The 13,112-nt window shown below is 70.5% G+C and carries 16 protein-coding genes; 12 read left to right on the top strand and 4 right to left on the bottom strand.

Going from position 1 to position 13,112, the window contains the following annotated elements:
* Positions 1-13 precede the first annotated feature (13 nt).
* From queA to LG391_RS01030, 9 genes are all read left to right on the top strand, one after another.
* A complete protein-coding gene (queA, locus tag LG391_RS00990) occupies positions 14-1,054 on the top strand; it encodes a tRNA preQ1(34) S-adenosylmethionine ribosyltransferase-isomerase QueA (protein WP_225764846.1) in 1,041 nt (346 codons plus the stop codon).
* Positions 1,047-2,174 carry a tRNA guanosine(34) transglycosylase Tgt gene (gene tgt / locus LG391_RS00995; RefSeq protein WP_225764848.1) on the top strand — a complete coding sequence of 376 codons (1,128 nt, stop codon included), beginning with the start codon at positions 1,047-1,049 and terminating at the stop codon, positions 2,172-2,174. The genes queA and tgt overlap by 8 nt, the downstream gene beginning before the upstream one ends.
* 9 nt (positions 2,175-2,183) lie before the next feature.
* Positions 2,184-2,660 (top strand): preQ(1) synthase, encoded by a 477-nt coding sequence (queF, locus tag LG391_RS01000; RefSeq protein WP_225764850.1) that lies wholly within the window; start codon positions 2,184-2,186, stop codon positions 2,658-2,660.
* Positions 2,657-3,790, top strand: a complete 1,134-nt coding sequence (gene queG, locus LG391_RS01005; protein ID WP_225764852.1) for a tRNA epoxyqueuosine(34) reductase QueG — start codon at positions 2,657-2,659, stop codon at positions 3,788-3,790. The genes queF and queG overlap by 4 nt, the downstream gene beginning before the upstream one ends.
* Before the next feature lie 97 nt (positions 3,791-3,887).
* On the top strand, positions 3,888-5,219 hold the full coding sequence (locus LG391_RS01010) for an RsmB/NOP family class I SAM-dependent RNA methyltransferase (protein ID WP_225764854.1): 1,332 nt from the start codon (positions 3,888-3,890) through the stop codon (positions 5,217-5,219).
* Complete coding sequence (locus LG391_RS01015) at positions 5,216-5,746, top strand: GNAT family N-acetyltransferase (RefSeq protein WP_225764862.1); 531 nt, start codon at positions 5,216-5,218, stop codon at positions 5,744-5,746. Before LG391_RS01010 ends, LG391_RS01015 begins: the two co-directional genes overlap by 4 nt.
* Complete coding sequence (locus LG391_RS01020; RefSeq protein ID WP_225764864.1) at positions 5,743-6,033, top strand: DUF1294 domain-containing protein; 291 nt, start codon at positions 5,743-5,745, stop codon at positions 6,031-6,033. The genes LG391_RS01015 and LG391_RS01020 overlap by 4 nt, the downstream gene beginning before the upstream one ends.
* Positions 6,034-6,160: 127 nt before the next feature.
* Positions 6,161-7,735: a glutamine-hydrolyzing GMP synthase gene (guaA, locus tag LG391_RS01025; RefSeq protein WP_225764866.1), complete on the top strand. Its 1,575-nt coding sequence runs from the start codon at positions 6,161-6,163 to the stop codon at positions 7,733-7,735.
* 10 nt (positions 7,736-7,745) lie between these two features.
* Entirely contained in the window at positions 7,746-8,153 is a 408-nt protein-coding gene (locus LG391_RS01030; RefSeq protein WP_225764868.1) for a hypothetical protein, read from the top strand.
* Between the two features lie 36 nt (positions 8,154-8,189).
* On the opposite strand, the gene LG391_RS01035 is transcribed toward LG391_RS01030, so the two are convergent.
* From LG391_RS01035 to LG391_RS01045, 3 genes are all read right to left on the bottom strand, one after another.
* On the bottom strand, positions 8,190-8,618 hold the full coding sequence (locus tag LG391_RS01035) for a type II toxin-antitoxin system VapC family toxin (RefSeq protein WP_225764870.1): 429 nt from the start codon (positions 8,616-8,618) through the stop codon (positions 8,190-8,192).
* Complete coding sequence (locus LG391_RS01040; protein ID WP_308013022.1) at positions 8,615-8,863, bottom strand: type II toxin-antitoxin system prevent-host-death family antitoxin; 249 nt, start codon at positions 8,861-8,863, stop codon at positions 8,615-8,617. The genes LG391_RS01035 and LG391_RS01040 overlap by 4 nt, the downstream gene beginning before the upstream one ends.
* A gap of 123 nt (positions 8,864-8,986) precedes the next feature.
* Positions 8,987-9,868: a GyrI-like domain-containing protein gene (locus tag LG391_RS01045; protein ID WP_225764880.1), complete on the bottom strand. Its 882-nt coding sequence runs from the start codon at positions 9,866-9,868 to the stop codon at positions 8,987-8,989.
* Between the two features lie 137 nt (positions 9,869-10,005).
* Between LG391_RS01045 and LG391_RS01050 the strand changes: the two genes are divergently transcribed.
* A complete protein-coding gene (locus LG391_RS01050; protein WP_225764891.1) occupies positions 10,006-10,551 on the top strand; it encodes a dihydrofolate reductase family protein in 546 nt (181 codons plus the stop codon).
* On the opposite strand, the gene LG391_RS01055 is transcribed toward LG391_RS01050, so the two are convergent.
* Positions 10,511-10,981, bottom strand: a complete 471-nt coding sequence (locus tag LG391_RS01055; RefSeq protein WP_225764893.1) for a cupin domain-containing protein — start codon at positions 10,979-10,981, stop codon at positions 10,511-10,513. The two genes, LG391_RS01050 and LG391_RS01055, sit on opposite strands and share 41 nt — an antisense overlap.
* A 192-nt stretch (positions 10,982-11,173) precedes the next feature.
* Here LG391_RS01055 and LG391_RS01060 point away from each other — a divergent pair, with 192 nt between their 5' ends.
* Together LG391_RS01060 and LG391_RS01065 are read left to right on the top strand one after the other, a co-directional pair.
* Complete coding sequence (locus tag LG391_RS01060) at positions 11,174-12,058, top strand: arginase family protein (RefSeq protein ID WP_225764895.1); 885 nt, start codon at positions 11,174-11,176, stop codon at positions 12,056-12,058.
* Positions 12,059-12,081: 23 nt separating this feature from the next.
* Positions 12,082-13,008: a LysR substrate-binding domain-containing protein gene (locus LG391_RS01065; protein ID WP_225764897.1), complete on the top strand. Its 927-nt coding sequence runs from the start codon at positions 12,082-12,084 to the stop codon at positions 13,006-13,008.
* Positions 13,009-13,112: the final 104 nt, after the last annotated feature.

Consider the following 13,112-nt stretch of genomic DNA (forward strand, 5'->3'; position numbering starts at 1 on the left):
CCCCGCCTTCGCCATGCGTGTCGACGAGTTCGATTTCGACCTGCCGCGGCAGCTGATCGCCGACCGGCCGGCCGAGCCGCGCGACGCCGCCCGGCTGCTGGAGGTGGCGGCCGACGGCCTGACCGACCGCCGGATCGGCGACCTGCCGGGCCGGCTGCGCGCGGGCGACCTGCTGGTGGTCAACGACACCCGCGTCATCCCGGCCCGGCTGCACGGCAAGCGCGGTCTGGTGGGGATCGAGATCATGCTGCACCAGCCGGCCGAGGCCGGGCGCTGGCGCGCCTTCGCCCGCCCGGCCAAGAAGCTGAAGCCCGGCGACGTGGTCCGCTTCGCCGACGACTTCGCCGCCACCATCGTGGCCAAGGGCGAGGCCGGCGAGGTCGAGGTCGCCTTCGACGATCCCGGCGCTCTGGCGGACAATCTCCGCCGCCATGGCGAGATCCCGCTGCCACCCTATATCGACCGGCCGGACGGGCCGGACGAGCGAGACCGCACGGACTACCAGACCGTCTTCGCCCGGCACGATGGCGCCGTTGCTGCGCCGACCGCGGGACTGCACTTCACCCCACCACTGCTGGACGCGCTGGCGGCGCGGGGCATCGAGACGGTGCGGCTGACCCTGCATGTCGGCGCCGGGACCTTCCTGCCGGTGAAGAGCGACACGGTCGAGGGCCATGTCATGCACGCCGAGCGCGGCGTGCTGACCGCGGAGGCCGCCGACCGGATCAACGCCGTGCGGGCCGCCGGCGGCCGCATCGTGTCGGTCGGCACCACCAGCCTGCGCCTGCTGGAGAGCGCGGCGGCCGAGGACGGCACCGTGCGGCCCTTCGACGGGTCGACCGCGATCTTCATCACCCCGGGCTACCGCTTCCGTGCCGTCGATCTGCTGGTGACGAACTTCCACCTGCCGCGCTCGACCCTGTTCATGCTGGTCTGCGCCTTCGCCGGCATGGAGCGGATGAAGCAGGCCTATGCCCATGCCATTTCCGCGGGCTACCGTTTCTACTCCTACGGCGACGCCTGCCTGCTGCACCGGTCGGACAAAGATGACTGAGTTCCGCTTCGAGACCCTGGCCCGTGACGGCGCCGCGCGCAGGGGCCGCCTGCACACCGCCCGTGGCGTGGTCGAGACCCCGACCTTCATGCCGGTCGGCACCGCCGCGACGGTGAAGGCGATGCGGCCGGAGGAGGTGGCGGCCACCGGCGCGCAGATCGTGCTGGGCAACACCTACCACCTAATGCTGCGCCCGGGGGCGGAGCGGGTGTCGCGCCTCGGCGGCCTGCACCGCTTCATGAACTGGCCCGGCCCGATCCTGACCGATTCCGGCGGCTTCCAGGTGATGTCGCTGTCGCAGCTGCGGCGCATGGACAAGGACGGGGTGACCTTCCGCTCGCATCTCGACGGCAGCGAGCACCGGCTGACCCCGGCGCGGTCGACCGAGATCCAGCACCTGCTCGACGCCACCATCACCATGGCCTTCGACGAATGCACGCCCTTCCCGGCGGAGCCGGAGGTGGCGGCCAGCTCGATGCGCCTGTCGATGGACTGGGCCAAGCGCTCGCGCGACGCCTTCGTCGCCCGGCCCGGCTACGGCCAGTTCGGCATCGTCCAGGGCAGCGTCTTCCCCGAGCTGCGGCTCGAATCCGCCGCAGCGCTGACCGCCATCGGCTTCGAGGGCTACGCCATCGGCGGCCTGGCGGTGGGCGAGGGGCAGGAGCGGATGTTCGCCGCCCTCGACGTGACCACCCCGGCGCTGCCGGACGACCGGCCGCGCTATCTGATGGGGGTGGGCAAACCCTCCGACCTGGTCGGCTCGGTGAGGCGTGGCGTCGACATGTTCGACTGCGTGCTGCCCCCCCGCTCCGGCCGCACCGGCCAGGCCTTCACCCGCCGCGGCACGGTCAACCTGCGCAACGCCCGGCACCAGGACGACGAGCGGCCGCTGGACGAATCCTGCCGCTGCCCCGCTTGCCGCCAGTACAGCCGCGCCTATCTGCACCATCTGGTGCGCAGCGAGGAGGTGCTGGGGCTGATGCTGCTGACCCATCACAACCTGACCTATTATCAGGACCTGATGGCCGGCCTGCGCGGCGCCATCGAGGCCGGCACGCTCGACGCCTTCGCCGCCGCCTTCGAGGCGGAGCAGGCGCTGGGCGACATCCCGGCCCTCTGAGGAGAGATCATGGCCCGCAAGGCGAAGACGAAGGGCACGGAAGCCCTCACCCAGCTCGGCCAGGCGACGGCGTTGCCGGATTCGCCCGAGGCGGCGGTGCTGGAGACGGTGCCGAACCCGCGGCCGAAGCAGCTGTACCTGGTGCGCTTCACCGCGCCGGAGTTCACCTCGCTGTGCCCGATCACCGGCCAGCCCGACTTCGCCCATCTGGTGATCGACTACGCCCCGGCGGCGAAGATCGTCGAGAGCAAGTCGCTGAAGCTGTTCCTCGGCTCGTTCCGTAACCACGGCGCCTTCCACGAGGACTGCACCGTCTATGTGGCCGAGCGGCTGATCCAGGCGATGAAGCCGCGATGGCTGCGCATCGGCGGCTACTGGTATCCGCGCGGCGGCATCCCGATCGACGTGTTCTATCAGAGCGGGCCGGCGCCCGAGGGCCTGTGGCTGCCCGACCAGGGCGTGCCGCCCTATCGCGGACGGGGATGACCGGCGCGGCCGCCATAAAAGACCGTATCCGGGCCGAGGCCTTCGTCCTCGGCTTCGACAGCGCCGGCTTCGCCGCCGCCACGCCGGACCCCAAGCTGCGCGAACGGCTGGAGCTGTTCCTCGGCGAGGGCCAGCACGGCGACATGGGCTGGATGGAGGCCCATGCCGACCGCCGCGCCGACCCGCAGACGCTGTGGCCTGACGCCCGCACCGTGCTGTCGCTCGGCCTCAACTACGGCCCGGCCGAGGACCCGCTGCCGCTGCTGCGGGAGCGGGGGAGGGGAGTGATCTCGGTCTACGCCCAGGGCCGCGACTACCACGACGTGGTCAAGAAGAAGCTGAAGGCGCTGGGCGGCTGGATCCATCGCACCTTCGCGACCGAGCTGAAGGTCTTCGTCGACACCGCGCCGGTGATGGAGAAGCCGCTGGCGATGCGGGCCGGGATCGGCTGGCAGGGCAAGCACACCAACCTGGTGTCGCGCGACTGGGGCTCCTGGCTGTTCCTCGGCGAGATCTACCTGGCGATCGCGCTGCCGCCGGACCCGCCGGAGCGCGACCGCTGCGGCTCCTGCCATGCCTGCCTCGACGTCTGCCCGACCGCGGCCTTCCCGGCACCCTACCGGCTCGACGCAAGGCGCTGCATCTCCTACCTGACCATCGAGCACAAGGGCCCGATCCCGCGCGAGCTGCGGCCGCTGCTCGGCAACCGCATCTATGGCTGCGACGACTGCCTGGCGGTGTGCCCCTGGAACAAGTTCGCCGCCGTGGGGCGCGAGGCGGCGCTGGCGCCGCGGCCGGGGCTGAACGGCCCGGCCCTGGCCTCGCTGCTCCGCTTCGACGATGCCGGCTTCCGCGCCGCCTTCTCCGGCTCGCCGATCAAGCGCATCGGCCGCGACCGCCTCCTGCGCAACGTGCTGATCGCCATCGGCAACAGCGGCGACCCGGGCTTGGCACCGGCTGTCGAGCCGCTGCTGGACGATGCCTCGCCCTTGGTGCGCGGCGCCGCGGTTTGGGCTCTCAGCCGGCTGCTCGGGCCGGACGGGCTGCGCCGGCTGGTGGGCACCCGCGCGGAAGATCCGGAGGCCGAGGTGCGCGAGGAGTGGGAAGCCGGGCTGCAGACCGCGGCCTGATACCGGCAGCGCATAGCTAGCCCGCGCCATCGGGCAAAAGCTGGCCGCCACAGCCGAAGCGCGGTAGAAGGCGCGTTTTCCTGCTACGCTCCGGACCATGACCCCCTCCGCCCGCATCCAGGCCACGATCGACATTCTCGAGCGCCTCGGCATCGAGAACCGCCCCGCCGACGCCCTGGTCTCGGCCTATTTCCGCACCCGCCGCTTCATCGGCTCCAAGGACCGCAGCGAGATCGCCGCCCGCGTCTACGCCGTGCTGCGCCACCACGCCCGCCTGGGCTGGTGGCTGGCCCGGGCCGAGGCCGAGGACACGCCGCGCAACCGGGTGATCGCCGAGCTGACCCTGGCCGAGGGCGTCGCGGTCAAGGATATGGGCCGGCTGTTCTCCGGCGAGACCTACGCGCCGATCCCGCTGGACAAGCCGGAGGAGGCGCTGGTCAAGGCCACCGCCGGTCAGCCGCTCGATCACCCGGACATGCCGAAGCATGTGCGCAGCGAGATCCCGGACTGGGCCGCCGCCTCGCTGGAGGCGAATTTCGGCGACCGCTACGAGGCAGAGGTGGCGGCGCTGCTGGACCAGGCGCCGCTCGACCTGCGGGTCAACGAGCTGCGCGGCACGCGCGACGAGGTGCTGCAGACCCTGGCCGCCGGCAAGCTCGACGTGGTGCCGACGCCGCTGTCGCCGCTGGGCATCCGGGTCAAGGGCCGGCCGCAGCTCGGCCGCCATCCCGCCTTCCAGTCCGGCCTGATCGAGGTGCAGGACGAGGGTTCGCAGCTGATCGCGCTGCTGGTCGACGCCCGGCCGGGCCAGCAGGTGGTGGATTTCTGCTCCGGCGCCGGCGGCAAGGCCCTGGCCCTGGCAGCGCGGATGAAGGGCAAGGGCCGGGTCGTCGCCTGCGATGTCTCCAAGGGCCGGCTCGACCGCGGCAAGGAGCGGCTGCGCCGCGCCGGCATCGACAATGTCGAGCCGCGCCTGCTGGAGAATGAGCGCGACCGCTGGGTGAAGAAGCAGCGCGGCAAGTTCGACCGGGTGCTGATCGACGCGCCCTGCAGCGGCACCGGCGCCTGGCGCCGCAACCCGGACGCCCGGTGGCGGCCGATGGAGCTGGAGCGGCTGCTCGGCGTCCAGCGCGAGATCCTGGACAGCGCCGCCCGCCTGGCCAAGCCGGATGGCGGCCGGGTGATCTACGCCACCTGCTCGCTGCTGCGCGAGGAGAACGAGGCGCAGATCGAGGGCTTCCTGGCCAGCCACCCCGACTACCGGCTGGTGCCGGTCGAGACGGTGTGGGACGAGGCGGTCGGCACCGGCCCGGCCCCGACCAGCGGCATGCTGCGCTTGTCGCCCGCCGCCAACGGCACCGACGGCTTCTTCGTCGCGGTGCTGGAGCGCGGGCCGAAGGCCGACGCCGCCGAGACGGAGGCGGCATGATCCGTCGCGCGGTCCTGGCCGACGCGCCGACGATCGCGCGGATCCATGTCCAGGCCTGGCAGGAGACCTATCGCGGCCTGGTGCCGGACGAGTATCTCGACCGCATGACCGTGACCCAGCGCGAGCGCGGCCATGAACGCTCGCTGGCGCATGAGGACGGCACCGCCACCTTCCTGGCGCTGGACCCGACCCCGGCCGGCGGGGCGGTGCCGGTCGGCTTCGCCCTGTGCGGCCGGGCCCGCGGCGCGCCGGGCTGGAACTGGGGCGAGATCTACGCCCTCTACCTGCTCGACCGGGCGAAGGGCAGGGGGCACGGCCGGGCGCTGATGGCCGCGTCCTCCGCCTGGTTCGCCGAGCGCGGCATGACGCCCTTCATGCTGTGGGCCCTGACCGCGAATTTCCGCGCCACCGGCTTCTACCGCCATCTCGGCGGCGAGCCCTATGCCGACCGGCTGGAGCGCTTCGGCGGCGCCGTGCTGGCGGAAAGCGCCTTCCGCTTCGACCGGCCCATCGCCCCGGCCGCATGACCGCCCTGGCGCTCTATCTCCTGGCCGCCAGCGCGGCCGCCTTCGCCCTGTTCGCCTGGGACAAATGGTGCGCCGTCGGCGGCCGGCGGCGGATCCCGGAGCGCACGCTGCTGGCCTTGGCCGCGATCGGCGGCACGCCCGGTGCCATCGCCGGGCAGCGGCTGCTGCGCCACAAGACACGGAAGGAGCCGTTCCGCACCCGCCTGCTCTGGATCGCCGGGGCGCAGCTGGGGCTGGTAGCCATCCTCGCCGTGCTTGCGCTGACCCAGCCTTCAACATGGCCGTAGGACGGGCGTGCCGTCACCGAACCGTCATCCGCGCATGGACGTTGCGCGCCGGGCGCGGGCCGCATCGCTTGTCCTGCGGGCGGGGGGAGGGTAAAGCTCCGTCCCACCGCCCGACCCCGGAGTTGCCATGACCGCCCCGACCGCTACGCCGTCGCCGGACCGCATCCTCATTCTCGATTTCGGCAGCCAGGTCACCCAGCTGATCGCCCGCCGGGTGCGCGAGTCCGGGGTCTATTGCGAGATCTGGCCGTTCAACCATGCGGGCGACGACCGCATCCGGGCCTTCGATCCGCGCGGCATCATTCTCTCCGGCGGCCCGGCCTCGGTAACCGAGGCGGCCTCGCCCCGCGCGCCGCAGCTGGTGTTCGAGCTGGGCGTGCCGGTGCTGGGCATCTGCTACGGCCAGCAGACCATGTGCGAGCAGCTGGGCGGCGCGGTGGAGGGCGGGCATCATCGCGAGTTCGGCCGCGCCTGGCTGGACATCCGGGAGAACTGCGCCCTGTTCGACGGCGCCTGGGGCGTGGGCCAGCGCGAGCAGGTGTGGATGAGCCATGGCGACCGCGTCACACGACTGCCGGACGGCTTCCGCATCGTCGCCACCAGCGAGAATGCGCCCTATGCGGTGACCGCCGACGACGCCCGCCGCTTCTACGGCGTGCAGTTCCATCCGGAGGTGGTGCACACCCCGCATGGCGCGGCGCTGCTGCGCAACTTCACCCACCATGTCTGCGGCTGCAGCGGCAGCTGGACCATGGCCGCGTTCCGCGAGGCCGAGATCCAGAAGATCCGCGCCCAGGTCGGCGACGGCAAGGTGATCTGCGGCCTGTCGGGCGGCGTCGACAGCGCCGTGGCGGCGGTGCTGATCCACGAGGCGATCGGCGACCAGCTGACCTGCATCTTCGTCGACACCGGGCTGATGCGGGCGGGCGAGGCGGAGCAGGTGGTGTCGCTGTTCCGCGGCCACTACAACATCCCGCTGGTGCATGTCGACGCGTCCGACCTGTTCCTCGGCCGGCTCGAGGGCGTCACCGATCCGGAGCAGAAGCGCAAGATCATCGGCGCCGCCTTCGTCGAGGTGTTCGACGCCGAGGCGGAGAAGATCGAGGGCGCCCGCTTCCTGGCCCAGGGCACGCTGTACCCCGACGTGATCGAGAGCGTGTCCTTCACCGGCGGCCCGTCGGTGACGATCAAGAGCCACCACAATGTCGGCGGCCTGCCGGAGCGGATGAAGCTGGCCCTGGTCGAGCCGCTGCGCGAGCTGTTCAAGGACGAGGTGCGGGCGCTGGGCCGCGAGCTGGGCCTGCCCGAGGATTTCGTCGGCCGCCATCCGTTCCCGGGACCGGGGCTGGGCATCCGCATCCCCGGCGCGGTCAGCCGCGACATGCTGGAGATCCTGCGCAAGGCCGACGTGATCTATCTCGAGGAGATCCGCCGCGCCGGCCTCTACGACGCGATCTGGCAGGCCTTCGCGGTGCTGCTGCCGGTGCGCACGGTCGGCGTCATGGGCGACGGCCGCACCTACGACTATGTCTGCGCGCTGCGGGCCGTGACCTCGACCGACGGCATGACCGCCGACTACTACCCCTTCGACCACGAGTTCCTGGGCCGGGTCTCGACCCGCATCGTCAACGAGGTCCGCGGCATCAACCGCGTCGTCTACGACATCACCTCGAAGCCGCCGGGGACGATCGAGTGGGAGTGAGGGGGTAGCGGTGGAGCACAATCAGGCTCCGATGTCTGGTTGCCGCTCTCCTTGTGAATGGAGGGGCCTCTCATGTCCGACCACAGATGGTCTCCGTCCGAAAAAGAAGATCGCACGCCGCGCCTATGACGCCGCACTCGGCGTGGCGCTCGCGAGAATCCTGGCCGAGTTCAAGGCCAAGGCCGCCCAGGCGGCGACGCCGTCCGAGATGTGGGATCTCGAAGACTATTTGCGCCGGCAGCGCAAGCATATCGACGCCCTGTTCGACTATCGGTATTCGCAGCTTACTCGCGTGTTCGCAGCAGCGATCCGCGAAGGCTACCTCGATGAAGGCAGCCTTGCCGGATTGTCCGAGGAGAAGCTGGAGCCGATCCGGCGCCTGCTGAGATGGATGGAAGCCGACCACGACTCTCGATGATGCGCCGGAGCATGCCGAGATGACGGATAGGCTGGATTAAGGCAGAAGGCGCGTCGGTATGCCGAGCACGGGGCCGGCGTCGGCAAGCCGTTGGTCGAGCGTGTGCACCGTGGCGCCATGCTCCGACGCGACGACAAGGTGGAGCGCATCGCCGGCTCGCAGCCCGAGCGCATGCTGACCGACGAATGTTGCCGCCGTCCGGAAATGCCGCCCGGCGACCGGAAGGACCGTGAAGCTCTCTACGATCAGCTTGTTGAACATGGCCAGCGCCGCGGCACGCTGATCGAGCGTGATCTGGCCGGTCCGCAGCTTGACCGCCATGGCGGACGACATTTCGGTGATGGTCCAGTCGCTGACCAGAAGCTGCGCCGGATCCTGCGCCGCCAGCCAATCCTGGACGCGAGCGGTCGAGGCCTCGTTGGAGAGCGCCGCAACGATCAGCGACGTGTCGAGATACAGCATCAATAGCGATCGCCATCCCGCATCGATCGCAGCAGTTCGGCGGCGTCCTGTGCCTGCGGCTGCATGGTTGCGGTCAGGGCCTGAAGCATCGGCAGAGCGACTCGCTTGCGCGGCCTCGCCACGGCGGTGAGCCTGGCGACCGGCTTGCCGCGCCGAGTGATATCGATCGAATCCCCGGCTTCCACCCGGTCGACGAGCTCGCTCAGATGGGCCTTGGCATCCGCCAGATTGACCGTATCCACCGTCATGCTCCTGACCATGTAGATAGTCATATAGCGCCCGGCGCCGTCCAATTCCAGCGGAGAGCGATCCCGGGACAACAGCCCGTCCGTTTCCGGCGATCGGACCGGACAAGCCGCCACCAGAGCCCCCTACTTCAGCGGCAGAAACAGCTCCGCCACCGCCTCATGCTCCGGCACCTCCGGGAAGAAGCTCAGCCGCTGGCAATAGATCGGGAAGTCGCGGGCTTCCTCGCCGCTGGCTGGAAGCCAGTCGCGATACAGATAAAGGGCGGCGGGCTCCAGATTGTCGGTGTTGCCGACGACGCGCAGCACCGCGCAGCGTCCGCCGGGGATCTCGCCGGCTTTGATGTCCTCGCCGTTCGCATCGATCGGCCGGTCGGTCCCAACGCAAAGGTCTACGCTGTATTCGGCAGGCGACGCAGGCCGCCGCTCGGACCGCCAGACATTGAAGGTCGGGCTTGTCCTGGGGTGCAGGCCGGCGGCCTTGCGCCACGCGATGAACCGCCGGATGGTCGCGCCGAGCGTCGCCGGGTCACCCCGATGCTCCATGATCGCCACCCGCGTCGGGGGGACATCGCGGATCATCACGTCGTCAGGGGTAAAGGTCTTCCGCATGAGCTTGCTCCTCGCATTGTCGAGAGGCCCGAAGGCCGCAAGCCACGGCTCCCAGTCGGGAGAGTTCCGGAACGACGAAGGCGATTGCCCGAACCGTCGCCGGAAGGCGCGGGCGAAGGCATCCGGCGCATCGTAACCGGCATCCATCGCGATGTCCGTGACGCGTGCGTCGGCCCTGTAGGCCAGCCGGTATGAGGCGCGCTTCATGCGGGCAAGCTGGACATAGCGATGCACGGACAGCCCGAAGGTCGCCGTGAACTGCCGGTGGAAATGAAACTTCGAGAAGGCTGCGACACCGCTCAGGACGTCGAGATCGAGATCGTCGTCGAGATGCCGGTCGATATGGTCCAGCACGCGCTGCATCCGCGCATGATAGGTCCGAAGCGCTGCGGTCATTCGTCCCGGTCTCCGTGGCAGCTCAAACTAGATCCTTCAGGCGACGCGGCGCTCGACCGATCTTGCGGTTTTCGGACGGGTCGCGGATCGGCCGTCCGCTCATGCTATTCTGAGAAACCGGATTGGAGACTTCTCGCATGGCGAAGCTCGTCTTTGGAATGAACCAGTCCCTGGACGGATACGTCGACCACATGGAGATGCGGACAGGCCCCGAGCTCTTCCGTCACTGGACAGAGCATGTGCGCGGCCTGACCGGCAGCGTGTACGGCCGCCGCATGTACGAGGTCATGCGTTATTGGGACGAAGACAGGCCTGAGTGGAGCGCGGAGCAACGCGAATTCGCGGCGGCGTGGCGGCGCCAGCCGAAATGGGTCGTGTCACGTTCGTTGACGTCGGTCGGCCCCAACGCCACGCTTGTCGGCAACGATCTCGAGGCGGCGATACGCGGCCTGAAGGCTCGGCTCGGCGGAGAAATCGCGGTGTCCGGACCAGAGATGGCGGGAAGCCTGACCGACCTCGGCCTTGTCGATGAGTATCGACTCTACCTCCATCCCGTCGTGCTGGGTCGCGGCAAGCCATTCTTCGCCGGCCCCCGGCCGCCGCTCCGCCTCGTGGCCAGCGATCGGGTTGGCGAGGACGTGATCAGGTTGACCTATGTTCCTGCCAGTCCGGAAGCAGGGTGATGCCGAAGCTCGGCGCGGCCCGGCGGAGACGCTCGATCTCTGCGGGCGTCGGCGGTCCCACGACGTCGCCTGGTTGAAGTGCGCGGCCGGCTTCCTCGAGGAACCGGTCGAACAGAGCGGGTGTCCCGATCAGGATGTACCGGCCGGGATTGCCGCTCAGGTTCACCAGCTGGTGCGGAACGCCGCGCGGCAGGAAGACGGCTTCGCCCGCCGTCAGGCGCCGAGGCTGGCCGTCGATCATCGCGGTCAGCTCGCCTTCGATGACGTAGACCGTCTCGTCGTCCCGGGCGTGGACATGGATCGGCGTCCTCGTGTGCCCGTCGCTTCTGTTCTCGAGGAGGCAGAACTGCCCCGCGGTCTGGTCTCCGGACAGCAGGCGTTTCATGACGATGCCTGCAAGAACGAACTCCTTGCCGTCGACATCGGCCATCGTCGTTTCCTTTCCACGGATCGCGCGGGTGAAGGGCGGAGGGATCAGCCGGTTCGGGATTCCCAAAGACGACAGGCGCCGTGATGCGGAAGTTCCCGGAGCCGGCGCCCTGAGGCCTGCCCGGCGGATCGCGTCCGGGAACCCGGGGCGCTGCGAAGCGGTTGGATTCGCGACCGGAGAGGAGGCGCCGCCATGAGCCGTCCCCGCTACGCCATCGTCGAGGCACCCTCGGTGCTGGGGCTGTTCCCGAAAGGGGTCGAGCGGCTGCCAGAGGCCCTGCTCCGGGCGGGGCTGGCGGAGCGGCTGGAGGCGCGGCGGGCCGGCCGGGTCGAGCCGCCGCCCTACGATCCGCGGCGCGATCCCGAGACGCTGCTGCTCAACCCTGCCGGCATCGCCGCCTATTCGATCGCGCTCGCCGACGCCGTCGGGCTCGTCCTCGGGGCCGGCGAGGTGCCGGTGGTGCTGGGCGGCGACTGCTCGATCCTGCTCGGCTGTCTGCTGCCGCTGCGCCGCCGCGGGCGTTTCGGCCTGCTGTTCCTCGACGGCCACGCCGATTTCTACCAGCCGGAAGCCGAGCCCAACGGCGAGGCGGCGTCGATGGACCTGGCGCTGGCCACCGGCCGCGGCCCGGCCTTGGTGGCCGATCCCGAGGGGCTGCGGCCGCTGGTCCGCGACGAGGACGTGGTGGCGTTCGGGATCCGCGATGCCGAGGACGCCGCAAGGGCCGGCAGCCAGAGGATCGAGGACAGCGGCATCGAGCTGCTCGATCTCGCCGCGGTCCGGCAGGCCGGCGTCGAGGCGGCGCTGGAACGCGCGCTGGACTGGCTGACCCGGCCCGAGCTGCTCGGCTTCTGGGTCCATCTCGACGCCGACGTGCTCGACGACGCGGTGATGCCGGCGGTCGACTATCGCATGCCGGACGGGCTGTCCTTCGGCGAGCTGACGGCGGTGCTCGCCGCGGCGGCGAGCGGCCGGATGGCCGGCATCGACGTCACCATCTTCAACCCGGCGCTGGATCCTGGCGGCGCCATCGCGGCCGGCTTCGCCGACGCCATCGCCCGGGGGCTGCGCTCCTAAATCCGCCGGGATATGCTCGGCGGATGCCGCTTCGCCTGCCGCCGCTCGCCGCCCTCCGCTTCTTCGAGGCGGCCGGGCGCCATCTCAGCTTCAAGCTCGCCGCCGCCGAGTTGAACGTGACGCCGAGCGCAGTCAGCCACGGCATCGTCGGGCTGGAGCGGGCGCTGGGCGTCGAGCTGTTCGTGCGCGAACCGCGCAGGCTTTCGCTGACGCCCGAGGGGGCGGACTACCTGCCCTATGTCTCCGAGGCGCTGTCGCTGATCGCCATCGGCACCCAGCGCCTGCCGCATCATCGCGGGCGCCGGACCATCACCGTCAGCTGCGCCCCGACCTTCGCGTCCCGCTGGCTGCTGCCGCGGCTGCACCGCTTCGGCGAGCGCTGGCCCACCATCGGCGTCACGGTCGACACCTCGCGCTGGCAGGTCGGCTTCCCGGTCGACGGTTTCGATTTCGCCATCCGGATGAGCAGGGCGACCGCCGCCGGCGCCGGCTGGACCCGGCTGTTCGGAGAGCGGCTGGTGCCGGTGTGCAGCCCCGGATATCGGGATCGCCTGGCCGGCGAGGGCGGGGCGGTCGATCTGCGCCGCGCCGCGCTGATCCACGTCACCCCGGCCAGCGAGGACTGGCAGGCCTGGGCGGAGCGGACCGGCACCGAGGGCGTCGACTTGGCCGCCGGCCTGCGCGTCGACACCATCCAGATGGCCTTCGAGGCCGCCGCCATGGAGCTCGGCATCGCCCTGGGCCGGCGGCCGCTGGTCGACCAGGACCTCGCCTCCGGGGCCCTGGTCGAGGCAGGCCTGCCTGCGATCGAAGCCGAGACCGCCTATTGGCTAGTCGGCTGCGAGGGGGCGGAGCGCCGGCCGGACCTGCTGGGCTTCCAGCGCTGGCTGCTGCGCGAGGTCGAGGCGGCAGGGCCTGGCGCGGCCGGAACCGGGCGCCGGATCGCCTGAGGCTGCCGGCCTCTCCCTTGCGACATTCCAATCCGTCATTGCGAGGAGCGCAGCGACGAAGCAATCCAGGAGCGACGCCAAGCGGCCCTGGATTGCTTCGCTGC

Origin of the sequence: Inquilinus sp. Marseille-Q2685, from assembly GCF_916619195.1 — a bacterium.
Taxonomy (GTDB): Bacteria; Pseudomonadota; Alphaproteobacteria; order DSM-16000; family Inquilinaceae; genus Inquilinus.